Genomic DNA, 26,211 nt, shown 5'->3' with positions numbered 1-26,211 from the left:
TTTTTGTAACACAAACATACAAAATATATTTTGATAAATCGAATAAAACGTGAGTATTTTATAGATTATCAATTATATTCAACAAATCTCGATGGATTCTTCCGTTTGAAGCCAGAACCTGTGAACCAGAGGAATAAGAATCTCCTCCCTTGAAGTCTGTAATCATACCTCCGGCATTTTGCAGAATAATTGTTCCTGCAGCGATATCCCATGGACCAATAAAAGCTTCGATACGTGCTTCGAACCTTCCTGCTGCAATATAACACAATTCTACAGCCGCAGCTCCCATAAGCCGCAGTCCTGCTACATTCCCGTAGAGTGTATTTACCAAATGGTTGGCCATTGGCTTATATTCTTCTGTTGCATAAGGGAAGCCAAGAGCTATAAACGAGTCATCTAAATTGGATATGGCAGATACATGAATTTCATTGCCATTCAGACAAGAAGGAGCACCTTTATATGTCCAGAAACATTCATTCCGGCAGATTTCATATACGACGCCTAGTAATAATTCTTTTTTACTTCTCAGGGCAATGCTCACGCAATACGGAGCATTGTCATGAATGAAATTGGTTGTTCCGTCCAAAGGATCGACCAGCCAGCAATATTGCTCGTCGTTTAATGTGCCACTGCCTTCTTCTGCTATGAAACCAGCCTCGGGAAGTAATTCTTTTAGACGGGTTACAATCTTTTTTTCCGACTCTTTGTCTACGTATGACACATAGTCGTGTGCATGTTTTTTTTCGATTGCCTCGCGATGGAATTTTTTTCTTTCTTCACGAATAAAATCCCCTGCCTCAATCGCAAGAGCACGTACTTTATCTGTTAGTTCCGATAGGTTTAGCATTATTTTTTCTCCTCTAAAAGTCTGCCACTGCGGAATGTTCCCTGACGAATTATTTTTCCGTTACTGTCTGTTTCGACAAAAGGACCATCCTTTTTTCCTTGCTTGAAGAATCCTTCAAAGCGGACTCCGTCTTTGCTTACGATAGTTCCTTTGCCATCTTCTTTGCCACGAGAAAAATGACCGGTGTAGACAGATCCATCTTGCATACGTAGTACGCCTTCTCCTTCTGCCATATTGTCTTTCCACTGGCCTTCATATTCATCGCCATTTCCCCATTTATAATGGCCTTTGCCCGATCGCTGGTTCTTTACCCATTCGCCTTCATATACAGCTCCGTTCTGCCAGGTAAATGTACCGGTTCCTTCCTGCCATCCGTTTTTGAACTGGCCGACGTATTTATCTCCGTTGGGGTAAACATAGATTCCTTTTCCGGTACGTTCTCCGTCTGCGTAGTCACCTTCATAGCGTTCGCCGTTTTGAAAATAGTAAATACCTTTTCCATGCTGTACATCTTTTACCCAATCTCCGATATATTTATCGCCATTGGTGTAATAAAATGTTCCTTTCCCGTGGCGTTCGCCATTTTTCCATTCTCCTTCGTATTTTGAACCGTCTTCCCATGTCATGACACCTTTGCCATTCTTCAGATCGTTGGTCCATTCACCTTCGTATTTGGCACCTCCTTTCCATGTATATGTTCCATGGCCGTTTCGCTTGTCTTGGTGCCACATGCCTACATATAAATCGCCGTTATAATAGTACATTGTACCCTCACCTTCCTGAAAGTCTTGATACCACATTCCTTCATAACGGTTGTTGTTCATGAAGTAGTAGGTTCCTTGACCGTGTTGCTGGTCCTGATACCAATGTCCTACATATTTTTCTCCATCACTGAATATATATGTACCCTCTCCTTCACGTTTTCCTTTTACATACTCACCTTCGTATGTATCTCCATTCTTAAAAACTGTTTTGCCTTTTCCATTTGGACGACGTCCTTTCAACTCTCCAGTATATTCTGCTCCATCTTTAAATTTGTAATATCCCAATGACATTTGAGCAGAAACGGACAAGCTTCCAAATGTCATCAATGCAAACAATAAATATGTATGTCTAGTCATTATTATCTTTTTCGTTTTATTTGAATGTTCAAAATTAGTGTTTTCTGTAAAGAGAATATAAAATCATTACACTATTTTACCTGCGACAACCGCTATTAAGTTTTCTTTACAGAAATACTTTTGTGCCAGTGCTTGAAGCTCATCCGATGTTACTTCACGGATAGCTTTTAATGTATGATCGAAAAAATCATTTTTCAAACCAGACGTTTCGATGAATATCCAAGCATCTGATAAAGAAAAGGCACTTTCGTATGAACGACACATATCACCCAGCATGTAATTGCGTACCATATCCAGCTCTTCGTCTGAAACTTTCTCTGAACATAAAATATCCATTTCTTTATAGACTTCAGCGATGAGAGGTTCTACATATTCGTTTGCAGCTTCTGTACTGATGCCTAATACACCTGTATTGGGATAATTGACAAGACCGGCGCCGATACCATAGGTATATCCTTTATCTTCACGGATATTCGACATCAGACGGCTACCAAAATACCCTCCGAACAGCGTAACCAGTACACGCAGCTTCAAATAGTCAGGATGTTGTTGGTTTATAGAAAATGTACCTATCTTTATAGAACTTTGCAAAGCATCCTCTTTTTCTACAAAAATGCGTTTGCAATCTTCTGTTGTAGGAACAAAAGTTTCGTTTTTTATTTTTCGGGTAGTGTCTCCCCAATCGCTTTCGCCGAAGTGTTGCTTTATGCAATGTATAACTTCTGGAGAAACTTTACCTGAGACGTAAACAGAGCAGTTGCCTGAATGGTAATACTGATGGTAAAAACCTTTTAATACTTCGCTGTTAATACGATCGTAATCTTCCAGTTCAGCATATCGTCCTAATGGGTGTGACAGTCCGAAAAGTGCACGATTCAGACGTTTGCGAGCCATTACGTCAACACGCTGGGCGTTGACAAGAAACTGTTGTTTGTTTACGTCTACTACAACCGATAATTCTTTTTCCGGAAAGACCGGTTCTTTAACCATCGAGGCTAATATTTCAATTGTTTTTGGGAAATACTTACCTAATGAATATAGTGTCACAAAACCATAGTTTACCGATGATGATAAGTCAAGCCATGCGCCATAATAGTCCAGCTTTTCAGCAATTTGTGATGACGACAAAGACCGAGTTCCTTCGCGCAGCATGCGGTTGGTAAACATAGCCAGTAAAGGTTGTGTCTGATTCCATTGCCCGCCTTTTATGAGCAAATCCAGACGCACAACATCCTCGCTGCCAACTTGAATGATATTCAGTGGCGTTCCGTTTGGCATGATTGTACGTTCGGGAGTAGAAATAGAAAAATGGTCTATCTGGCGTATTGGGGGAGCTATTGTTCTGTCAAGAGTCATTACTTTATTTCTTTATGTTCAAGCAGGAATTTTTCCGCACGAGCTAAATCCTGCGGAGTATCTATTCCAATGGTTTCCACTTCACTGATACCGACTTTGATAGTATAACCATTTTCCAGCCAGCGTAATTGTTCTAATGACTCTGCTTGTTCCAGAGAAGACTGTGGCAGAGCTGTAATTTCTTTCAGAACAGCAGCCCGGTATGCATATAGACCGATATGTTTGTAATAGGTATGTCCTTGCAGCCATTCTGCCTTTTCTTTGTTACGTTGATATGGAATAATAGAACGGCTGAAATACAGTGCATTCATATTTTTATCGACTACAACCTTCGGAGAATTGACATTTTCTAATGCTTCAAATCCGTCATCAACGGTAAAGGGTTTTACCAAGGTTGCAATCTGTGTAGATTCATCATTAAAACATGCTTTGACAGCTTCCAGTTGCGAGCGCTGTATGAAAGGTTCGTCACCCTGAATGTTTACAATAACATCGTAACCGCTGCCTACTTTGCAATAGGCTTCATAACAGCGGTCTGTACCACTTTTATGATTGACAGAAGTCATAACAACTTTGCCACCAAAAGCTTTGACGGCACTTTCTATTCGCTCATCATCGGTCGCTACGTATGCTTCATCCAGAATTCCAGATACTTGTTCATAGACTCTTTGAATTACAGTTTTCCCTCCTAGCATAGCCAATGGCTTTGCTGGAAAACGTGTAGAAGCATATCTAGCAGGAATTATTCCAATAAATTTCATGGTATTTGTACTTTTTATTAGTACGCAAATTTACAAAAAAAATCTATTTTTGTAGTCAAAACTTCATAAATATGAAAACTAAGCATCGTTGCATCATTTGTTTGGGGTCGAATACAGAGAGTGAATATCATATGAATTGGGCGGAGGAAATCCTGATAGATTTATTCCCTGAGATGCGGTGGGGAGAAATAGTAGAAACTGCTCCGGAAGGTACAGAAACGACAACTTCTTATTTGAACCGGGCCGCTGTCGTTGAAACAGATATGGGCTTCGAGGATATAAAAATATTATTTAAGGACATAGAAAAGAAATGTGGCAGAACCCCAGAAGGCAAACAGAAGGGAATCATTCCTCTGGATATCGATCTGCTTGTGTTTGACATGGAGGTTATAAAACCTGCTGACATGGAGAAAAACTATGTGAAACAAGCCTTGAACACTCTGTCGGAACAGGCCGATTATACCAGTTTTACATATCCCAGTCGTGTGTAATGCACACCCTTGCTTTCGTAATGTGACATGACCTTTGCTGATGCTAGATGCAGTACTTCGTGCTGAGTTATTTTGCGACTGTGACAACTTAATGCTTTAGGTGTCTGGCTACGTCCGCCAGCTTTTATGAAAAATGTAAAACGGTTTCCGTCACGGTCGGCAGCCAATACGTTTTGGTCTACGTAAAAGTCAGCTTTGTATGTATCAACCTGTAAACGAACATTCAAGACTGTGAGGAACATATCTTTCAACTTTTCTCCTATCTCACCGATATAATGGCTTACCGAAGAAATATGTCTTTTCTGTACGGTCAGTTCAAAATGTACTTTGGCAAATTTTTTAGCCAATAATACTAATGGTTCATACCGTTTTGTTTCTACAGTAAATTTATTTGCTAACCAAAGGATGTAAGATGGGTCCACATAGAAGATTTCAGCTAAACGTTTGCCACGATACTTGCCAAATGGAATAATGTCGTCTGATTGTCCGTAGTAACTTTCAAAAACGCTGTTGTCTTGTACGTCAAGAGGTATATTACAGTTTTGGAGTAAGGCGAAGGCTCGTTCTGCTGCTGCGTCGAATGTTACAGCAAGTGTACGTACGAATAGTGGGGTTTTATCATCTGAAAAGATTCGCCAAAATCCATAATAAGGGCGATAAAGAGTCGGCATACTGATTACATATTTACCATCTTTAGGCATTCTTCCACGATTGAAAGATTCGATCCGATCGAAAACTTTAGCTGCCAGTTCAGGAGATAGTTGGTATAATGTGAGATTACGATCCATGACAATCCTCCTTCTTTTACAAGTTTCTGCAAGATACAGAAAATAATCCGAAAATCCAAAGTTGGAAGACTATAAAAAAACATGCCCATATTAACAAAAAAACATGCTGAAGTTTATCGTAAAACTTCAGCATGTTTTTTTTATTTTTCCTGAAAAAATTATTGGAAGAATACGTCATCCAATCGGCTGGTATTTTCTTCTTCTATTTCAGTCAGTTTGTCTTTGCATGGATCAAAATCCTCGGGTATATCGAAGTGTTCATCTTGAGAATATCCCAACGACTTGTCGGCATAAACTTTTTGCATGTACAATCCCCATACCGGTAATGCCATTGAAGCACCTTGTCCGTCGCGCATTGTATCGAAGTGAATATCGCGTTCTTCACCTCCTACCCAACAACCAGATACCAGTGAAGGAGTGAAGCCCATAAACCATCCGTCTGAGTTACGGTTGGTTGTACCGGTTTTACCACCCATATCAGCCTGTATACCATATAAGCGGCGAACTCGTCCACCAGTACCTTCGTTGATTACAGCACGTAACATGACGAGCATTTTGTATGCACTTGATTCACTTATCACTTCTTCTACTTGTGGCGTGAAAGTTGCGATGACGTTACCTTCATTATCTTCTATGCGGGAAACGAAAAGTGGCGCTGTACGTATACCTCGATTGGCAAATGCTGTATAGGCACTAACCATTTCTCCTACAGAAATTTCACATGGCCCCAGACACAAAGATACGGTTGGCTGTATGTCCTTGTTCAAGACACCAAAAGAATGAATCAATCGAACCAGTGCATATGGGTTGAGCTTGCTCATAAGATAAGCAGATATCCAGTTGTTGGAGTTTGCCAATCCCCATTTCAGTGTTACCATTTCTCCATAATGAGATTTAGAACTGTTTCGGGGAGACCATGCTTTTCCGTTTTCATCGAATAACGTCTGTTCTACATTTCTTACTTCGTCACACGGAGAGAATCCGTTCTCCATAGCTAATGTATATAAGTAAGGCTTAATGGTAGAACCAACTTGTCGGCGTCCAACCATAGCCATATCATATTGGAAGTAATTATAGTTAGGACCTCCTACATAAGCTTTTACATAGCCTGTAATCGGATCCATAGACATAAATCCGGCACGCAGGAAGTGCTTGTAGTAACGGATTGAATCTAACGGTGTCATGATAGTATCCTTTTCTCCTTCCCATGAGAAGACAGACATTTCGTGTTTTGTGTTGAATGTCTTCCGGATTTCTTCTTCAGAACATCCTGCTGCTTTCATTTCACGATAACGGTCAGACTGACGTACGGAACGTTCTAATATCGTATTTACTTCTTCCGGAGTGAGCTCGTTTGTGTATGGCGCAGTTTTACGTCCACGTTTTTCTTTAAAGAAGCGAGGTTGCAAGTATTTTGCTACATGTTCGTATACAGCTTCTTCAGCATATTTCTGCATACGTGAATCAATTGTCGTATAGATTTTTAATCCGTCTGTATAAATATTGTAATTGGTTCCGTCTTTTTTCTTGTTTTTTGCACACCATCCGTATAAAGGATTTGTCTTCCATGCCAAAGAATCTTCGTAATACTGTTGTTGTTGCCATCCTCTGTACTTCGAACGGACTGGTTCTTTGGCTGTCATTATCTTACGCAAATATTCACGGAAGTAAGTTGCCAATCCATCCTTGTGGTCAACCGGCTGAAATTTCAGAGTCAACGGTAAGGCTTGCAGAGAATCACGCTCAGCTTTTGTGAGGTAACCGGCCTTATACATTTGATCAAGCACCGTGTTGCGGCGTCCTCGTGAACGTTCATTGAAACGACGGGGATTATATAATGATGGATTTTTACACATACCGATAAGGGTAGCAGCTTCTTCTATCGACAAGTCTTTAGGATCTTTTGAAAAATAAGTTTTGGCTGCTGTTTTAATACCTACGGCATTATTCAGAAAGTCAAACTTATTAAGGTACATAGTCAGAATTTCTTCTTTTGTATAATAACGTTCCAGCTTGACAGCAATAACCCATTCTATCGGTTTTTGCAACAAGCGTTCCATTACATTGTCTGCTACCGGCGAATAAAATTGTTTTGCCAACTGCTGAGTAATGGTACTTCCTCCACCGGCATGTTTTTGCATGAAAATACCTCTTTTAATAACAGCACGCATAAATGCGCGTGCGTCTATACCAGAATGTTCACTGAAACGAACATCTTCTGTTGCAACGAGTGCATGAACCAGATTAGGTGACAAGTCATTGTAACCTACATAAACGCGGTTTTCTTTACTATACGACCAGGTTCCCAGAAGTTGCCCGTCATCTGAAATTATCTGAGTTGCAAATTTCAAATTCGGATTTTCCAGCTCTTCTACAGGAGGTACATAACCTATCCATCCTTTTGCTATGGCTGTAAAGACAGCAGCCACCGATAAAATTCCTAATATGAGCAAAGCCCATAATACATATATAAATTTCTTCCTCATGATAAATAAAAATTCTTATCTCTGATAATAACTTTTTTCTTATTTAATAAGTTCGCAAAAATAAAGAAAAACACCGGAATAAACGAATAAAATTGCAAGAATGATTGTTTCTGCTATTTTTAGCAGGAATACAACTTTTTACAAGCCTTATTTGATGCTACGTTTCTATTGGTAAATATATTTTTTTGTTGGTTTTTAAAAATGCTTCTGTATTACGCATTTCTGTTATCAGGAAATAAAATAACAGCTTCTTTTTCTAAAAAAAGGATGGTCTTTTTATTTTTTTTGTCTACCTTTGAACTCCGGTATTATAAAAACAATTCATAAAACCGAAAATATGGAAAATAGAAGTTTAGTAACTATTGCCAACCATTCTAAAGAACGTATCCTTTATCTTCTGGAAATGGCAAGAGAGTTTGAAAAGAAGCCTAACCGTCACTTACTGGATGAAAAAATTGTTGCAACTCTTTTCTTTGAACCTTCCACGCGTACTCGTTTAAGTTTTGAAACAGCAGCCAACAGGCTTGGAGCCAAAGTTATAGGATTTACCGATCCTAAGGTTACAAGTTCCTCAAAGGGAGAAACATTGAAAGATACAATTATGATGGTAAGTAATTATGCCGACATTATTGTAATGCGTCATTATCTGGAGGGAGCAGCACGTTATGCTAGCGAAATAGCTCCGGTTCCTATCGTTAATGCTGGTGACGGAGCCAATCAGCATCCTTCTCAGACAATGCTTGACCTCTATTCCATATATAAAACGCAGGGAACTCTGGAAAATCTGAATATTTATTTGGTGGGAGATTTGAAATATGGTCGTACAGTTCATTCTTTGTTGATGGCTATGCGTCATTTCAATCCTACTTTCCACTTTGTTGCTCCGGATGAACTTAAAATGCCGGAAGAATACAAACTATATTGTAAAGAGCACAATATAAAATATGTGGAACATACAGATTTTACGGAGGAAACTATAGCTGATGCAGACATTTTGTATATGACTCGTGTACAGCGTGAACGTTTTACCGATTTGATGGAATACGAACGAGTTAAAGATGTTTATATTCTTCGGAATAAAATGCTTGAACATACTCGTCCAAATCTTCGTATCCTTCATCCTCTGCCTCGTGTAAATGAGATTGCATATGATGTGGATGAAAACGAAAAGGCATATTATTTCCAACAAGCTCAAAACGGACTTTACGCACGTGAAGCTATTTTGTGTGATGTACTTGGCATTACGCTGGATGAAGTCAAGGCGGATACCGAACGATAAATAAACTCTTTAAACAAGTTAATCAAGAAAGATTATGAACGAAAAGAAAGAATTGCAGGTGGCCGCTCTTGAGAATGGAACGGTTATTGACCATATACCTTCAGATAAAGTTTTTACTGTTGTTTCTTTGCTCGATTTGCAAAATACAGACGGTAATATTACAATAGGGAATAACTTTGAAAGTAAAAAATTAGGTAAAAAAGGTATTATCAAGGTTGCCGACAGATTTTTTACAGATGAGGAAGTTAGCCGTTTGTCTGTTGTAGCTCCTAATATAAAGCTCAATATTATCCGTCATTATGAGGTAGTTGAGAAGAAACAGATTGTTATGCCTGATGAGTTGAAAGGTATTGTGAAATGTAATAACCCAAAGTGCATAACCAACAATGAGCCTATGCAGACATGGTTTCATGTTGTCGATAAGGAACTGGGTATTCTGAAGTGTCACTATTGCGAAAAGGAACAGCAGAAAGATAACATAAAATTGATTTAATATATTATTATGAAGCAAGACTGGAAGCCCGGAACGATGATTTATCCGTTGCCTGCAGTGCTGGTCAGCTGTGGTAGCTGCAAAGAAGAGTATAATATTATAACTGTTGCTTGGGTTGGGACGATATGTACAAACCCTCCCATGTGCTATATCTCAGTAAGACCAGAACGCCACTCCTATCCTATTTTGAAGAAGAATATGGAGTTTGTTATCAATCTGACAACAAAGGAGATGGCATATGCTACAGACTGGTGTGGGGTGCGCTCCGGAAAGAATTTTAATAAATTCGAAGAAATGCATCTTACTCCGGGTAAGGCTTCCATTGTACAAGCTCCGATAATTGAAGAATCTCCCTTGTGCATAGAATGTCGGATAAAAGAAATAATTTCACTGGGCTCTCACGATATGTTTATTGCAGATGTGGTGAATGTAAAGGCTGATGAAAAATATTTGGATTCCGATACAGGAAAGTTCGATTTGGCTAAGTCAAACTTATTGGTTTATGCACATGGGGGATATTATGAAATGGGCGAAAAAATCGGTAAATTCGGTTGGTCTGTAGAAAAGAAAAAATAATAAGAAATATGAGGAAAACTGCTTTAATACTCATAACCAGTCTGTTGCTGGCGACAGGCCTTCAAGGTCAGTCACGCAAAAGAGAACGTGATGCAACACGTGATCCGGCTGTTAATGTGGGTATAAAAGCAGGTTTTAATTCTTCTATGTTTTTTATAGATCATTTTTCTATAGGCGGGAAAGAATTGAATGATATCCAGAATAACTATAAGGTTGGTTATTTCGGAGCTTTTTTCTGCCGTTTCAATTTGAAGAAACATCACTATCTTCAGACAGAACTTTCTTACAATGTTTCTAAAGGAAGTATTTCAATAGCCAATACAGTAGAAAATAAAGATATCTTATTCGATAATGCATTGGTTAAAACATCCATACACTCCATCGATCTGCCTGTATTGTATGGGTATAAATTTGTTGATGCCCGTCCGTATGGAATGGCATTTTTTCTAGGACCTAAAGTAGCTTATACGTGGGAAAAGCATACTCAGAATGAATACTCTGGATTTTATCAGCAAAATATAACAGAAAATCTCCGTCCATTATGTTTTAACGCTGTGGTCGGATTGGCCGTTAATGTTTCAAATATATTTTTTGATTTTCGCTATGAAGGAGTTCTTCATAATATGGTAGAATCGGTTTCTTTTGATAAAAGAATAACGGAGTCTCCTTATTGCGATCAGTATATATATATCAAACGTCGTAGAAACGTATTAAGTTTCTCAGTTGGAGTGATTTTTTAAACACATAATATTACCTTTTTAAAAAACTACATATGAAAAGAGATGATTTGATTTTTGACATTATTGAGAAAGAACATCAGCGTCAGCTGAAAGGTATAGAACTGATTGCATCTGAAAATTTCGTAAGCGATCAAGTAATGCAGACCATGGGTTCATGTCTTACAAATAAGTATGCAGAAGGTTATCCTGGTAAGCGTTATTATGGTGGTTGCGAAGTTGTGGATCAGAGTGAACAAATTGCAATCGACCGGTTGAAGCAAATCTTTGGTGCTGAATGGGCAAATGTACAACCTCATTCGGGAGCACAAGCAAATGCTGCTGTTTTTCTGGCAGTGCTGAATCCTGGAGATAAGTTCATGGGATTGAACTTGGCACATGGTGGTCATCTTTCTCATGGTTCGGCTGTAAATACATCTGGTATCATCTATACTCCATGCGAATATAATTTGAATAAGGAAACAGGACGCGTAGATTATGATCAGATGGAAGAAATTGCCTTGCGTGAACATCCTAAGATGATTATTGGTGGTGGATCTGCTTATTCTCGTGAATGGGATTACAAGCGTATGCGTGAAATTGCAGACAAAGTAGGTGCTATTTTTATGGTCGATATGGCACATCCTGCAGGTTTAATTGCAGCAGGACTGCTGGATAATCCTGTGAAATATGCTCATATCGTTACTTCTACTACTCATAAGACATTACGTGGTCCTCGTGGTGGTGTTATTTTAATGGGTAAAGACTTCCCTAACCCTTGGGGTAAAAAGACACCGAAAGGTGAAATCAAGATGATGTCACAGTTACTTGATTCAGCTGTTTTCCCAGGTATCCAAGGTGGTCCGTTGGAACATGTTATTGCTGCTAAAGCTGTTGCATTTGGTGAATGTTTGCAGCCTGAATATAAAGAATATCAAATGCAGGTAAAGAAAAATGCAGCTGTGCTTGCTCAGGCATTAATGGACCGTGGCTTTACAATTGTTTCAGGAGGTACAGATAATCACTCTATGCTGGTTGATTTGCGCAGCAAATATCCTGAACTTACAGGTAAGGTTGCTGAAAAGGCATTGGTTTCTGCCGATATAACAGTAAACAAGAATATGGTTCCGTTTGATACCCGTTCTGCATTCCAGACCTCAGGTATCCGACTGGGTACTCCAGCTATTACAACACGTGGAGCAAAAGAAGATTTGATGTACGAAATTGCAGAAATGATAGAAACTGTTTTGTCAAATGTAGACAATGAAGAGGTTATTGCTTCTGTACGTGCACGTGTAAATGAAACAATGAAGAAATATCCTATTTTTGCATATTAATGGATAAACAATAAGCCTTTGGAGTTCATGTAGAAATACATAATTCCAAAGGTTTATTAAACAAAAGTTGCGATGGATTGTTTCTTCAAAAAGTAACAATATAAATTTGAGAAATATGAAAAAAACGAGTTTTATGGCTATTTTATTAAGCGCATGCTTGGTATTTAGCGGTTGTGGTTCTTTGAACAATACAGCAAAAGGCGGTATGATTGGTGGCGGTAGTGGTGCTGCTTTAGGAGCTTTAATCGGTGGTATTGCCGGTCATGGTAAGGGAGCTGCTATCGGTGCTGCTGTGGGCGCAGCTGTGGGAACAGGAGCTGGTGTCCTGATTGGAAAGAAAATGGATAAAGCTGCCGAACAGGCTGCCCAGATACAAGGTGCTGAAGTTGAGCAAGTAACAGACAACAATGGTTTGCAAGCTGTAAAAGTGACTTTCGATTCTGGTATTTTGTTTAGTACTAGCAGCTCTTCATTAAGTACTTCTGCAAAATCATCATTGAGTAAATTTGCAAACAATGTATTAAATCAAAACCGTGACATGGATGTAGCAATCTATGGATATACGGACAATACAGGATGGAAAAACAGTACTGCAGAACAGAGCGTACAGAAAAATCAGGAGTTGTCTCAGGCACGTGCTCAAAGCGTATCAAGCTATTTGCTAGGATGTGGAGTTTCAGCTTCACAAATTAAGACTGTAGAAGGTATGGGAGAAAGTAATCCGGTTGCCGACAATAGCACAGAAGCAGGACGTAAGGAAAATCGTCGTGTAGAAGTATATATGTATGCAAGTCAGGAAATGATTCAGCAGGCTGAAGCAGGAACTTTGAAATAAAGGATAAAATTTAATATAAAAAATCCGCTAAATCGAATCTTTGTAGAAAGAGGATTTAGCGGATTTTTTTATGTGTTATGTACGTTATTCTTTTGAATTCTCTTCATCACCTTTAAGTATCGGCAATGTAATTTGATATTTTACTGCGAGGATACGGACAATGAAAACAGTCACTCCACCTAGAATTTGTGACATATACGACTCCATGCCTGTTTTAAGACATATCCAATATACCAGCCCGCCGATGACGCATGCCATGGCATAAATTTCTTTTCGGAAGATCAACGGAATTTCATTAATAAAAACATCTCGAATAACACCTCCTGCCGCTCCGGTTATACTACCCATAATGATAGCTACCCAGAAAGGATATCCTAAAGAAATACTTTTCCCAAAACCTACAACAGTAAACAATGCCAGTCCGATACTGTCGAAAAGGAAGAATGTATTATTCAAATGAATAAGATATTTCCCGAAGATAATAACAAAAAACATAGCAAATGCTGTACAAATCAGGTAAATAGAATCTGTCATCCATACAGGAGTAACATTCAGCATGACATCGCGTAACGTTCCTCCACCAATGGCAGTAGCCAGTCCTACAATATATGCACCAAACCAGTCGAAACGTTTGGCTGATGCCAAACGAATTCCACTGATGGCAAAAGCAAATGTTCCTATAAAGTCAAGTATCTGAACAAATGAAGGCATTTTCTTTTCAATTTAAATGAAACAATTAATTTACCAAGTGTAGCTAACTCCAAAACTTAAGAGTTCCTGAAGCTGGAAATAGCTGTCATCCGGTTCTTCTTTAGAAACAGAATCATCAAAACGGGTATGAACAAATAACTTCGTCGAGAAGTACTTGTTGAAAGCAAAAGTGAAGGTGTTTTCCCATTCTGACAAGACTTTTTCATAGTTTGTCGTATAAGAAAAACGTGATTCCCAAGTTAGATTATTAATGATAATCCATTTTAATGTTGCTTCCACACGAGAACCTAGCTGATCCTTCGATTTTTTTCCTGCATCAATGTTGAATTTGGCTGGATCTACTTTATCGCTGGCTACACTGTAACGGGTGTAGTTGAACGGATTGATCAATACAGACAAATTACATATTGCATCTTTCACATATTTATAGTCCATACCGATACCGATATTCAACTCTGAAGGTGAAAGCCATGAAGATACCATCTTATCGGAGTTCGTTTCATAATTAGAGAAGAACTGGGTCTTGAACTCGGCCGAAATGGTATAATACCAGTTTGTGATAGCCTTGTATCCAAATTTTGAACTTAAACGGAGCAAGTCTTCACTTGTCTTATATTGGTGGACTGTATCAGAAGGAGCAGAAATAAAACCAAGCTTCCATTCTATTTTGTTTTCAAATTGAACTTTTTGCTTGTCATCATAGTTGAACTGCAATACAGCTCCTGAAAGTAAAGATACTGTACTCTCTCCTCCTTTATACCAGTTGTCGGATATATAATTCTGTGAGAACTGCGCATATCCGTTTCCGCTGATAGCCCAGAAATTAGGTTTCATTACCAATAAGTCTTTTTCTCTAACCTGGCCTGTTTGAGAGGCAGCTCCTATTAAATAGAAAACTTTTTCTTTCTTTGGTTTTCTTATTTTCATCTTGTCGGATAAAGGTTCTATACCTTTCAGCTCGTTTTCATTTTTAGAAACCAGACTAGGATATTGCAAATAAAAAGCCAGTAATTGCTTGTTTACACCTTTATTTACATCAACCGAATGTGCAAGGTTCGGAACTTGGAAAACAGAATCCTTTATGGCATTTTCTTTCACAAAAGGAATTACTGGTTCCCAATTATCAATAGAGAATGCTTGTGCAATTGGTTCCGAATAATATGTAGCAGGAACAATAAGCTTATAGAAATCCGGGTTCGAACGTATCCATGATGGAGCTTCGGGCAGATAAATATCTTCCCATCTGTCTAGCATTTTCTGATAATCTTGTCGGAAACTATACAAAAAGGATTGGAAGTTTTTCACTGCCGGATTGATTTTCGGAGTATAAGCTTGTTGTATGTTCTTTACTTTAATGGTTTCTATTGTTTTTTTCTGTCGTATGGTATCGACGGCAGAAAATTGTTTCAACGTATCTGCCGGCATCGTATCTTGGGCGGCGATAGTGTCTTTTGTTAAAGTTAAGTCCTGCTGTTCAATTGCCTGAACGGCTTCATTTGTCAGGAGGAACATTGTAATAAACGTACCTAGTGCTTTCATTTTTCTAATTTGCCTATTTTCTATGCAAAGTTACAATTTAATTTAGTCTTATTATAATGATATTATAACAAATTACATCTTAGTTTTTGTTTAGAGCAAATATTGAAGATTTTACTCTTTGCAATGTTTTGTCACTTTCCTTGTGTGTGATTTGGCTTTTTTTTATAATTTTGCAACTTTGAATAGTAGTGTTAGATAATAAATCACTTTAAAATAATCATATTGTGGCAGAAACAAAGTACATTTTCGTAACAGGTGGTGTAGCTTCTTCATTGGGTAAGGGCATTATTTCATCATCTATCGGTAAGTTGCTGCAGGCTAGAGGCTACAGCGTAACTATACAGAAGTTCGACCCGTACATTAACATCGACCCGGGAACACTTAATCCTTATGAACATGGTGAGTGTTACGTAACAGTAGACGGTCATGAAGCCGATCTTGACTTAGGACATTATGAACGTTTTCTCGGTATTCAGACAACAAAAGCGAACAACATTACAACCGGTCGCATTTATAAGAGTGTAATCGACAAGGAACGTCGTGGTGACTATTTGGGAAAAACAATCCAAATCATTCCTCACATTACTGATGAAATCAAACGTAATGTAAAACTGTTAGGGAATAAGTATAAATTCGATTTCGTTATTACAGAAATTGGTGGTACTGTAGGTGATATCGAATCGTTGCCTTATTTGGAAAGTATCCGCCAGCTGAAATGGGAGTTGGGTAGAAATGCTCTATGCGTGCATCTGACTTACGTGCCTTATCTGGCTGCTGCTGGTGAATTGAAGACTAAACCTACTCAGCACTCAGTAAAGGAATTACAGTCTGTGGGTATTCAACCTGATATTCTGGTATTGCGTACCGAACATAACCTTAGCACAAACCTGAAAAAGAAAGTTGCGCTATTCTGTAATGTAGATGAAAGTGCAGTTGTGCAGTCAATGGATATGCCGACAATCTATGAAGTTCCTCTTCGCATGCAGGAACAAAAACTGGATGTAACAATTCTTGAAAAGATGGGATTGCCGGTGGGTGAAACTCCGGAATTAGGTCCATGGAAAGACTTCTTGAACCGTCGTCATAACGCTACAGAAAAGGTTAAAATCGGATTGGTCGGTAAATATGATTTGCAGGATGCTTATAAATCTATATTGGAAGCATTGTCACAGGCTGCAACTTATAACGACCGCAAAGCTGATATTCACTTTATCAATAGCGAAAAGTTGACAGATGAGAATGTAGAAGAAAGCCTGAAAGAAATGGATGGTATTATTATCTGTCCGGGATTTGGCCAGCGTGGTATCGAAGGCAAGTTTGTAGCATTGAAATATTGCCGTACACACAATGTTCCTACATTTGGTATCTGTCTGGGTATGCAATGTATGGCTATAGAGTTCGCTCGTAATGTATTAGGCTATACTGATGCTAATAGCCGTGAGATGGATGAAAAAACTCCACATAATGTAATCGACATTATGGAAGAGCAGAAATCTATCACAAACATGGGAGGTACTATGCGTTTGGGTGCTTACGAATGTGTTCTTGATCCAAATTCAAAAGTATATCAGGCATATCAGACCGAACATATTCAGGAACGTCATCGTCATCGTTATGAGTTCAACAATGACTATAAGGCTGAATTTGAAAAGGCTGGAATGAAATGCGTGGGTATCAATCCTGAATCGGATTTGGTAGAAATAGTAGAAATACCTACTCTGAAATGGTTCATTGGAACTCAGTTCCATCCGGAATATAGCAGTACGGTATTGAAACCCCATCCTCTTTTCTTATCATTCATCAAAGCAGCTATTGATAAATAATAGATATTAATTTGTAAATAAAAAGAAATGGATAAAAACACGTTAGTGGGATTTGCTCTGATTGGTGCGGTTATAGTCGGATTTGGCATATATAATCGCCCCAGTCAGAAGGAAATGGCACGTGCACAGCATTATCAGGATTCGATACAGGCAGTGGCTCAAAAGCAAGAGCAGATGCAGAAAGCTCAAGAAATAGCTGCTTCCTTGCCTGTTGTTCCGGATTCTACTTCTTTATTTTTCCAAGCATCGCAAGGTTCTGAAGAGTTTACAACGTTAGAGAACGATGTACTGCAACTTACTTTTTCTAATAAAGGAGGACGAGTATGCAAGGCTATGCTGAAAGAATATAATGATCAGCAACAGCAGCCTTTGGTTCTGTTCGATGGTAAAGATGCTTCGTTAAGTTTAGGATTTGAAGGTAAAAATGAAAATATTCTGAGCAATCAGATGTATTTTCAGACTACCAATGTAACAGATAGTACGGTAACAATGCGACTAAATGCTGCAAATGGTGGACATTTGGACTTCATCTATAAACTGTTACCAAACTCATACGTTGTAGACTTTACTGTCCAGGCAAGCGGATTGCAAAACTTCTTCTCTCCTTCTGTCAAAACGATGAGTGTTGACTGGAAACAGCGCGCACGACAGATGGAAAAAGGATATACGTTCGAACAACGTTATACTTCGCTTACCTATAAACCGGTAGACGACAGTTTTGATTATTTGAGCGAAACAAAAGACGAAAAAGAAACTATTCCAGAAGTGCTTGATTGGGTTGCATTTAAGAATCAGTATTTCTCATGTGTATTTATGGCAGAGAAAAACTTTGAAAATGCAACGCTTGAATCGAAGATAGAACAGAAAGGAAGCGGTTACATGAAGAACTATACTGCCGAAATGAAAACTGCTTTCGACCCGACAGGTGCGCAACCTAGTCGTTTCCAGTTCTATTTTGGTCCTAATCATTTCAAGACTTTGTTGGCAACTAATGATTTATCTTTCAAGGATAAAGATCAGGAGCTTGAGGATTTGGTATATTTAGGTTGGCCTATCATTCGTCTGATTAACCGCTGGTTTACTATTAATCTTTTCGACTGGTTGTCAAGCTGGGGACTGAGTATGGGTATTGTAATTTTGCTGATGACTATCATTGTCAAGATTCTGGTATTGCCTACTACTTGGAAATCATTTATCTCTTCAGCAAAAATGCGTGCATTAAAGCCTTATGTAGATAAGATTAATGCTAAATACCCGAAGCAGGAAGATGCTTTGAAGAAACAACAAGAAACTATGGCCTTGTATAGCCAATATGGAGTAAGCCCTATGGGAGGATGTTTGCCTATGCTCATCCAGACTCCGGTGTTTATGGCTTTATTCTTCTTTGTGCCTAATGCAATTGAGTTACGTCAGCAGAGTTTCTTGTGGGCAAGCGACCTTTCTGCATACGATGATCTTATAAGCTGGAGTACTCATATTCCTTTGTTGGGAAATCATTTAAGTCTGTTCTGTTTGTTGTTTAGTGTGACAACAGTTCTGAACCAGATTATTATGATGAAACAGCAAGACATGGGTAATAATCCTCAGATGGCTGCCATGAAGTGGATGATGTATATCATGCCTGTAATGTTCTTCTTTATTTTCAACGAATATGCATCAGGTTTGAGCTACTATTATTTCATTTCTGGTTTGATCGGTATTATTACCATGTGGATTATGCGTCGTATGACCGATGAGAAAAAATTATTGGCACAGCTTGAAGCCAATAAGAAAGCTCCTTCAGAAAGAAAGACTAGCGGATTGATGGCTAAGCTTGAAGCGCTGCAAAAAGAGCAAGAACGTCTTCAGAAAGAACGTCAGGAACGTATGAATAAGAAATAATACAATTCCTGTACATAAATAAAAAGATCGCCGGTAAATCGGGATAATTCAATTATCTTCAATTTACCGGCGATCTTTTTTGTTTCGCTTTATTCGAAAGAATACAGCTCTGAAGGAGTAGTTCGTTTCAATGGGATAACTTGTACCCCATTCTCATCAAGAGCGATTCCATGCTGTTTAAAAGCAGTTTCAACCGTCTTATATGCCAGCTCCGGATGATTGTTGTCTTTGCTCAAATGACAAAGCCAGAGATATTTTAAACCAGCCGGAAAATGTTCAGCAAGATAATTAGCCATCTCGCTGTTACTCATATGTCCGTTAGGACTGGCTATACGGGCTTTCAGATGTTGAGGATAAGGTCCCATCTGCAACATGGTTTCATCATAGTTTGCTTCGAGAATCAGATAATTGGAGCGCTCAATATATGCAGCAGCAGTGTCCGTAATATGTCCGATATCGGTTATGAAAGAAAAGGTCTTATCCCCCACGCTGATGCAATATCCTACGTTGTCCGTTGCATCATGAGGCACTTCGAAACAAGTAATGCTGAAATCTTCTATCTGGATAGTTTCTTCCTTGTTGATAAAACGCCGGTGGGCATTATCCAGTTTTTCGGTCATGCAATAACTCCGATTGATGCCTGCGTGCACTTCCGGTGTAGAATAAATGGGTATGCTATGCTTTTTTGCCAAATGTCCGACAGCTTTAATATGATCGGCATGATCGTGGGTAATCAAGACGGCACGTATTGTATCCAGGTTCAGTGCATAATCTTTGAAAATCTTCTTTATGCTTCGTATGCCGATACCTGCATCTATTAGTATCCCACAAGTCTTTGTTGCCAGATAATAACAGTTGCCACTGCTACCACTGCCCAAACTCAGAAATCGTACTTCCATATATGTGTTTCTTATTTTTAAAAAAGGAACACAAAAGTACAAAAAAGAAAGGAGCTTGCCAATATAGCAGGCAAACTCCTTTCCACAAAATGATGCTCTTTATACAAATTAGAATTCGAAGAATTTCTTTGCGTTATTGTAGCAGATATCTTCTACCATTTGCTGTACACGTTCCATTTCGCATGCTGGAATTTCTCCATTTTCAACATCATTACCCAGCAAGTTACACAATGTACGACGGAAATATTCATGACGCGGATAAGACAGGAATGAACGAGAGTCGGTAAGCATACCTACGAAACGGCTCAACAAGCCCAGTAGTGACAATGCGTTCATCTGTTTTTCCATACCATCTTTCTGATCGAGGAACCACCATCCTGAACCGAACTGAATCTTTCCTGGTATAGAACCATCCTGGAAGTTACCCAACATAGTAGCGATAACTTCGTTAGCGCATGGATTCAAGTTGTAAAGGATAGTCTTAGTCAGCTTGCCTGAGGTATTCAGCTTATCCAAGAATTTAGCCATAGCTTTTGCAGTAGTAAATTCACCGATAGAATCGAAACCTGTATCAGGGCCTAAAAGCTTAAACATCTTAGTGTTGTTGTTACGGATAGCACCGTAATGGAATTGCTGAGTCCAGCCGGTTTCCCAATCCATTTCAGCAAATACAATCAGCATAGCCGACTTGAACTTCAGGATTTCTTCTTTTGTCAGTTCAGTACCGCCATATACTTTATTGAAGATAGCTCTGATTTCTGCATCTGTATAATCTTCTGCATAGAACTCTTCGATACCGTGGTCAGACAACTTACATCCTTGTTCAGCAAAGAACTCGTGACGCTTACGCAATGCAGCAACCATATCGTCGAATGAAGAAATTGTTACTCCACTCACTTCAGACAGTTTTTCCATGTAAGCACGGAAATCAGCAGGTACTTCTACTGCCATAGCCTTGTCAGGACGCCATGTAGGCAACATCTTGATTTCGAATCCGCTTTCACGAGTAGCGATATGATATTCCAGTGAGTCAACAGGATCATCAGTAGTACAAACTGTTTCAACGTGATAACGGCGCATCAGGTTGCGGGCAGTATATTCAGGAGTTGCCAGCTTAGCATTGCATTCGTCAAAAATTTCACGAGCTGTAGACGGATTCAAAATCTTGTCAATACCGAAACAAGTTTTCAACTCCAGATGAGTCCAGTGATATAATGGGTTACGGAATGTATAAGGAACTGTTTCAGCCCATTTTTCGAATTTTTCCCAATCGGTAGTATCCTTACCGGTACAATAGCGTTCGTCTACACCGTTGCTACGCATTGCACGCCATTTATAGTGGTCGCCACCCAACCATATTTCTGTAATTGACTTGAACTGGTAATCGTCTGCTACCATTTTCGGAATCAAGTGACAGTGGTAGTCGATAATAGGCATTTTAGCTGCATGGTTGTGGTACAATTCCTGCGCTGTTTCTGTTTTCAGCAGGAAGTTTTCATCCATAAATTTTTTCATAAAGCTTCGTTTTTAGGTTTATGTTTTTTGTTATGTATTTTCATAAAAAGCAAATCCCGCAAAAGGAATTTATGTTGCTTAACATGTATTTCGTTTTATTTGTCGTTATCGAACACGAAAGTAGAAATTTTATTTGGAATAACAAAATATTTCGTATATTTGCAGCGAATATTTAGTAAAATTAATCTCTGAAAAAGAGGAAGAAAACGTTATTTGTAAATATATATTACTATTTTATCAACTAGTTTTTTCACCTTTATACCTTTCTTATAAAGAGAGAAGCAAAATTGTAAAAATACGGAACTTAAAATATACAAGTATGAAAGCATTAAACAAAGAAACTGCAAACAAGACAGTTCGTCCAGAAAGAATCATTCAGTTTGGTGAAGGTAATTTTTTACGTGCATTTGTAGATTGGATAATCTATAATATGGACCAGAAAACAGATTTCAATAGCAGTGTTGTAGTAGTACAGCCTATCGATAAAGGTATGGTAGACATGCTGAATGCACAAGACTGTTTGTATCACGTAAACTTGCAGGGACTCGACAAAGGTGAAACTGTAAACAGCCTGACTATGATCGATGTTATCAGTCGTGCCTTGAATCCTTACACTCAGAACGCTGAATTTATGAAACTGGCAGAACAGCCTGAAATGCGTTTCGTAATCTCAAATACAACCGAAGCAGGTATCGCTTTCGATCCTTCTTGCAAGCTTGAAGATGCTCCTGCTTCTTCATATCCAGGAAAATTGACTCAGTTGCTGTATCACCGTTATAAAACATTCAATGGCGATATGTCAAAAGGTTTGATTATTTTCCCTTGTGAGTTGATCTTCCTGAACGGACACAAGCTGAAAGAAACTATTTACCAGTACATTGAATTGTGGAACTTGGGTGACGATTTCAAGAACTGGTTTGAAAAGGCTTGTGGTGTATATGCTACATTGGTAGACCGTATCGTACCGGGATTCCCACGTAAGGAAATTGCCGAAATCAAAGAAAAACTGCAATACGATGATAACTTGGTAGTTCAGGGAGAAATCTTCCATTTGTGGGTTATCGAAGCTCCGCAGGAAGTTGCTAAGGAATTCCCAGCAGACAAGGCTGGTCTGAATGTATTGTTTGTACCTTCTGAAGCTCCTTACCACGAAAGAAAAGTAACTCTGTTGAACGGTCCTCACACTGTACTTTCACCGGTTGCTTACCTGTCAGGTGTAAACATTGTTCGCGATGCTTGCCAGCATCCGGTTATCGGCAAATATATCAATAAAGTAATGTTTGACGAATTGATGGAAACTTTGAACCTTCCGAAAGAAGAGCTTGAAAAATTTGCTCATGATGTTTTGGAACGCTTCAACAATCCGTTTGTTGACCATCAGGTTACTTCTATCATGCTGAATTCATTCCCTAAATTCCAGACTCGTGACCTTCCAGGTTTGAAAGTGTACTTGGAACGTAAGGGTGAACTTCCGAAGGGACTGGTATTGGGTCTTGCAGCTATCATTACTTACTACAAAGGCGGTGTACGTGAAGATGGCGCAGAAATTGTTCCAAACGATGCACAGGATATTATGGACTTGTTGAAACAGCTTTGGGCTACAGGTGATACTCAGAAAGTAGCTGAAGGAGTTTTGGCTGCCGAATTTATCTGGGGCGAAAACCTGAACAACATCCCGGGACTGACTGCTGCTGTAAAAGCTGACTTGGACAGCATTCAGGCTAAAGGCATGCTGGAAACAGTAAAATCTATTCTGTAATTAATTGTTAGAAATTCCATAAGAGGAGGAAAAATATCCGCTCATGCAACGGATATTCTCCTCCTTTCTTGTTTTTTATAAAGAGCTTTCTCTTTCCCTTACTTCTGCCATAATTCACTTTATATTCTCTTCAGAATAATAAGACTTGTCGAGCAACTATTCAATACTTGCAGTCGCTCAAAAAAACATGCTGAAGAAAAAATTTTTTTCGTACGATTTTTTAAAAAACATCGAGAATAATTTCCTAAAAGATGCTGAAGTTTTTTACTGAAGAATTTGAATGTGGTATTTATAGATTTAAAACTATATTTGGGGCTAAATACTAAGTCTGTAACTTTTTAAATTACTGATGCTTCCATTGATTTTTATAAGTTTCATCCATATACAATTTACCCTCCACATTTTCAACTTATTCTGCCTATATGAATATCAGTACACGCTATCAGTGTGAAAATGTAGAGGGTAAAGTAAGTAACAACTTACGGTAAGCTTATTTTACCGGAATGCGGATAGTCCCGGTTTTTATTCCCTTGGCAGTAGCCTGAAGTTCTATCTCACCAGTTTTTTCTCCTGACTGGACTATAACAGTGAGCATACCTCCGAACGCATGCATTTCCGGCTTGTGAAATAAATCCAGACAAGTAGGATCTCCGTTTGCAGAAGCACGGTACTTACCTGCCCCTTTTACTTTGAAACTTACCAGACGTCCGTCATTCGGGCACAAGTTGCCGTCCTTATCAACAATGCGGAGTGTAACATATGCCAGATCCTTTCCGTCTGCCTGAAGAGAGCTGCGATCTGTAACAAGTTCTATATGATGCGGCTTGCCTGCAGTACGAACAGTCTTTTCTGCAACAGGATTCCCCTGTTCGTCGTATGCCACTACTCTCACCTCGCCCGGCTGATAAACTGCGTCATGCCACATCAGACGATAACGGTTTTCTACTGTTCCGTTCTTGTGTTTAGTCTGACGTCCATAGCTTTTTCCGTTGATAAACAATTCTGCCGAAGGATAGTTTGTATAAACAAAAACAGGAGTCTTTTCACCTTCACGTCCTTCCCAATTCCAGTGCGGCAGGATATGCAGTGTTTCTGCTTCTTTATTCCATACACTTCGGTACAGATAATAACGGTCTTTGGGGATAGATGCCAGATCGATGATACCGAACATTGAACTATGATTCGGCCATGCATTGGTGTCATACGGGCTCGGCTCGCCCAGATAGTCGAATCCAGTCCACACAAACTGTCCGATTGTCCATTCATGATCTTCGGCACGCGCAAAATCAATATCAGGAATGTTAGACCAGTTGCAATATTCCAGATCATATGAAGAAGACTGATGATCATCATACATAGCTCCGGCCTTACGTTCCACCGGGAACTTATATACTCCACGAGAGCTGACAGTAGACGATGTCTCCGAACCTAAAATAATGTTTTGTGGCAAACGTTCGTAAGCTTCATCATATAGGTGAGCACGATAATTCAGTCCCGGAATATCAAGCATTGCAGCAAATCCGTTTGCCAGTACACTTTTCACTTGATCCATACCACAGGTTACCGGACGTGTAGGGTCTTCCCGATGACAGATATCCTGTAAGAACTTTGCTACTTTATATCCTTCCGGACTCCATTGGGTAGGAACCTCGTTGCCGATACTCCACATTACCACACATGGATTGTTCCGATACTGTCGAAGCATGTTTACCATATCCTTTTCCGCCCATTCATTAAAGAAGCGATGGTATCCGTTGTCACACTTGGCGATATCCCATTCGTCGAACGGCTCAAGCATCATCATGAATCCCATTTCGTCGCAAAGTTCAACTAGTTCGGGAGCAGGCATATTATGCGATGTACGGATGGCATCACATCCCATTTCTTTGAGTAATGTCAACTGATGGCGGAGCGCTGCAACGTTAATTGCTGCTCCCAAAGGTCCCAGGTCATGATGATTGCATACTCCCTGAAATTTACGTCGCTTTCCGTTCAGGTAAAAACCTTTGTCGGCTATATATTCAATTGTACGAATACCGAAACGTGTGGAATAAGTATCGAGAAGCGTATCACCTGAATAGATTTTTGATACAGCCTTATATAGGACTGGAGTTTCGGGCGACCAAAGCTTAGGTCGTTCTACGATAAAATTCTGAGTAAAAGGTTGGCCGTGATTGATGACTCCTTTGTTCGTTTTGGTTGAAACCACCTGTCCGTCAGCATCCATAATGTCCGTTACCACAGTCAGCTCTGTTTTTTCCGCATTTAAAATCGTTGTACGAAGACAAACAGAAGCATATTCGTCCTTCACGCACGGAGTAGTAATCTGAGTTCCCCATACCGGAACATGGATTTTTTCTGTAGTTACTACATGTACGTTTCGATAAAGTCCCGCTCCCGGATACCAACGTGATGATTGTGGACGATTTTCCAATCGTACGGCAAGTGTGTTATTTTTACCATCTTCATTTACTAGAGAGGTAACGTCACAATAGAAAGAGTTATAGCCACAGGGCCAGAAACAGGCTTCTTTTCCGTTGACAAACACACGAGCCTCGCTCATTGCTCCGTCAAAGATCAGGGTTGTCTGTTTTCCTGGAGTAGAATGAAATGTTGTACGATACCATCCTATGCCTACGTATGGCAAACCACCCGTACGTCCGGTTTTTAAGCTAGCCTGAGTTTCAAAATTCTGTGTAACAGCTACATTTTGTAAGTCGTTGTTCTTATCGAAAGGTCCGAGAATAGCCCAGTCATGTGGAATGTCTACAGTTTCCCATTTGGCATCATTGAATGCTGGCATTTCAGCATTGCTAACCTCTCCTTTGGTAAATTTCCATCCTTTTTCCAGCAGATATTCGCTTCGCTGTGCATGGAGATTTAGAGCCAGGCAAAATCCCATGGTCATGAGATAAAATGTCTTCATGTGTGTTTTCATTAATATTGCAATGTTAATATTTTTTTGTATCAAAACCCTTATTTATCTAATGGAGGTCAA

The 26,211-nt window shown here is 39.2% G+C and carries 21 protein-coding genes; 10 read left to right on the top strand and 11 right to left on the bottom strand.

Going from position 1 to position 26,211, the window contains the following annotated elements:
* Nucleotides 1-58 precede the first annotated feature (58 nt).
* From ACDG22_RS11540 to kdsB, 4 genes are all read right to left on the bottom strand, one after another.
* Complete coding sequence (locus tag ACDG22_RS11540) at nt 59-847, bottom strand: inositol monophosphatase family protein (protein ID WP_178269942.1); 789 nt, start codon at nt 845-847, stop codon at nt 59-61.
* Nucleotides 847-1,968: an MORN repeat-containing protein gene (locus ACDG22_RS11535; protein WP_022126493.1), complete on the bottom strand. Its 1,122-nt coding sequence runs from the start codon at nt 1,966-1,968 to the stop codon at nt 847-849. The genes ACDG22_RS11540 and ACDG22_RS11535 overlap by 1 nt, the downstream gene beginning before the upstream one ends.
* Nucleotides 1,969-2,034: 66 nt before the next feature.
* Nucleotides 2,035-3,324: a M16 family metallopeptidase gene (locus tag ACDG22_RS11530; protein ID WP_007569669.1), complete on the bottom strand. Its 1,290-nt coding sequence runs from the start codon at nt 3,322-3,324 to the stop codon at nt 2,035-2,037.
* Nucleotides 3,324-4,085 (bottom strand): 3-deoxy-manno-octulosonate cytidylyltransferase, encoded by a 762-nt coding sequence (gene kdsB, locus ACDG22_RS11525; RefSeq protein ID WP_022126491.1) that lies wholly within the window; start codon nt 4,083-4,085, stop codon nt 3,324-3,326. The genes ACDG22_RS11530 and kdsB overlap by 1 nt, the downstream gene beginning before the upstream one ends.
* Before the next feature lie 71 nt (nt 4,086-4,156).
* Between kdsB and ACDG22_RS11520 the strand changes: the two genes are divergently transcribed.
* Nucleotides 4,157-4,576 carry a 2-amino-4-hydroxy-6-hydroxymethyldihydropteridine diphosphokinase gene (locus ACDG22_RS11520; protein ID WP_178269943.1) on the top strand — a complete coding sequence of 140 codons (420 nt, stop codon included), beginning with the start codon at nt 4,157-4,159 and terminating at the stop codon, nt 4,574-4,576.
* On the opposite strand, the gene ACDG22_RS11515 is transcribed toward ACDG22_RS11520, so the two are convergent.
* Together ACDG22_RS11515 and ACDG22_RS11510 are read right to left on the bottom strand one after the other, a co-directional pair.
* Nucleotides 4,543-5,364, bottom strand: a complete 822-nt coding sequence (locus ACDG22_RS11515) for an exodeoxyribonuclease X C-terminal domain-containing protein (RefSeq protein WP_007569674.1) — start codon at nt 5,362-5,364, stop codon at nt 4,543-4,545. The two genes, ACDG22_RS11520 and ACDG22_RS11515, sit on opposite strands and share 34 nt — an antisense overlap.
* 158 nt (nt 5,365-5,522) lie before the next feature.
* Nucleotides 5,523-7,850, bottom strand: coding sequence for a transglycosylase domain-containing protein (locus ACDG22_RS11510; protein ID WP_178269944.1), 2,328 nt, complete (start codon nt 7,848-7,850; stop codon nt 5,523-5,525).
* Between the two features lie 337 nt (nt 7,851-8,187).
* On the opposite strand from ACDG22_RS11510, the gene pyrB reads away from it, so the two are divergent.
* The 6 genes from pyrB to ACDG22_RS11480 all read left to right on the top strand — a co-directional run bounded on the left by pyrB (nt 8,188) and on the right by ACDG22_RS11480 (nt 13,086).
* Nucleotides 8,188-9,129 (top strand): aspartate carbamoyltransferase, encoded by a 942-nt coding sequence (gene pyrB / locus ACDG22_RS11505; protein ID WP_007569680.1) that lies wholly within the window; start codon nt 8,188-8,190, stop codon nt 9,127-9,129.
* 34 nt (nt 9,130-9,163) lie between these two features.
* The gene (gene pyrI / locus ACDG22_RS11500; protein ID WP_007569682.1) at nt 9,164-9,622 is read left to right on the top strand and encodes an aspartate carbamoyltransferase regulatory subunit; all 459 of its coding nucleotides are present in this window, start codon (nt 9,164-9,166) and stop codon (nt 9,620-9,622) included.
* Between the two features lie 9 nt (nt 9,623-9,631).
* Nucleotides 9,632-10,198 carry a flavin reductase family protein gene (locus tag ACDG22_RS11495; protein ID WP_007569684.1) on the top strand — a complete coding sequence of 189 codons (567 nt, stop codon included), beginning with the start codon at nt 9,632-9,634 and terminating at the stop codon, nt 10,196-10,198.
* 8 nt (nt 10,199-10,206) lie between these two features.
* Nucleotides 10,207-10,938 (top strand): porin family protein, encoded by a 732-nt coding sequence (locus ACDG22_RS11490; RefSeq protein ID WP_022126488.1) that lies wholly within the window; start codon nt 10,207-10,209, stop codon nt 10,936-10,938.
* Nucleotides 10,939-10,970: 32 nt separating this feature from the next.
* Nucleotides 10,971-12,251: a serine hydroxymethyltransferase gene (glyA, locus tag ACDG22_RS11485; RefSeq protein WP_007569687.1), complete on the top strand. Its 1,281-nt coding sequence runs from the start codon at nt 10,971-10,973 to the stop codon at nt 12,249-12,251.
* 115 nt (nt 12,252-12,366) lie between these two features.
* Nucleotides 12,367-13,086 (top strand): OmpA family protein, encoded by a 720-nt coding sequence (locus ACDG22_RS11480; protein WP_007569689.1) that lies wholly within the window; start codon nt 12,367-12,369, stop codon nt 13,084-13,086.
* 84 nt (nt 13,087-13,170) lie between these two features.
* On the opposite strand, the gene ACDG22_RS11475 is transcribed toward ACDG22_RS11480, so the two are convergent.
* A complete protein-coding gene (locus ACDG22_RS11475; RefSeq protein ID WP_007569691.1) occupies nt 13,171-13,797 on the bottom strand; it encodes a trimeric intracellular cation channel family protein in 627 nt (208 codons plus the stop codon).
* Between the two features lie 30 nt (nt 13,798-13,827).
* Nucleotides 13,828-15,336: a DUF3078 domain-containing protein gene (locus tag ACDG22_RS11470; protein ID WP_007569693.1), complete on the bottom strand. Its 1,509-nt coding sequence runs from the start codon at nt 15,334-15,336 to the stop codon at nt 13,828-13,830.
* 224 nt (nt 15,337-15,560) lie between these two features.
* On the opposite strand from ACDG22_RS11470, the gene ACDG22_RS11465 reads away from it, so the two are divergent.
* Nucleotides 15,561-17,159 carry a CTP synthase gene (locus ACDG22_RS11465; RefSeq protein WP_007569695.1) on the top strand — a complete coding sequence of 533 codons (1,599 nt, stop codon included), beginning with the start codon at nt 15,561-15,563 and terminating at the stop codon, nt 17,157-17,159.
* Between the two features lie 27 nt (nt 17,160-17,186).
* Complete coding sequence (yidC, locus tag ACDG22_RS11460) at nt 17,187-19,040, top strand: membrane protein insertase YidC (protein WP_007569697.1); 1,854 nt, start codon at nt 17,187-17,189, stop codon at nt 19,038-19,040.
* An 89-nt stretch (nt 19,041-19,129) separates the two neighbouring features.
* On the opposite strand, the gene ACDG22_RS11455 is transcribed toward yidC, so the two are convergent.
* Together ACDG22_RS11455 and uxaC are read right to left on the bottom strand one after the other, a co-directional pair.
* Nucleotides 19,130-19,939, bottom strand: coding sequence for an MBL fold metallo-hydrolase (locus tag ACDG22_RS11455; RefSeq protein WP_007569699.1), 810 nt, complete (start codon nt 19,937-19,939; stop codon nt 19,130-19,132).
* Between the two features lie 108 nt (nt 19,940-20,047).
* Nucleotides 20,048-21,454: a glucuronate isomerase gene (gene uxaC / locus ACDG22_RS11450; protein ID WP_022126482.1), complete on the bottom strand. Its 1,407-nt coding sequence runs from the start codon at nt 21,452-21,454 to the stop codon at nt 20,048-20,050.
* A gap of 319 nt (nt 21,455-21,773) precedes the next feature.
* Here uxaC and ACDG22_RS11445 point away from each other — a divergent pair, with 319 nt between their 5' ends.
* A complete protein-coding gene (locus ACDG22_RS11445; protein WP_007569703.1) occupies nt 21,774-23,213 on the top strand; it encodes a tagaturonate reductase in 1,440 nt (479 codons plus the stop codon).
* Nucleotides 23,214-23,703: 490 nt separating this feature from the next.
* Here ACDG22_RS11445 and ACDG22_RS11440 read toward each other — a convergent pair whose 3' ends face one another.
* Entirely contained in the window at nt 23,704-26,139 is a 2,436-nt protein-coding gene (locus ACDG22_RS11440; RefSeq protein WP_178269945.1) for a glycoside hydrolase family 2 TIM barrel-domain containing protein, read from the bottom strand.
* Nucleotides 26,140-26,211 lie beyond the last annotated feature (72 nt).

It is taken from the genome of Phocaeicola coprocola (genome assembly GCF_041333015.1).
GTDB lineage: Bacteria > Bacteroidota > Bacteroidia > Bacteroidales > Bacteroidaceae > Phocaeicola > Phocaeicola coprocola.
Note: the sequence above shows the minus strand (reverse complement) of the source record. Positions and strands in the feature narration are given on the sequence as shown.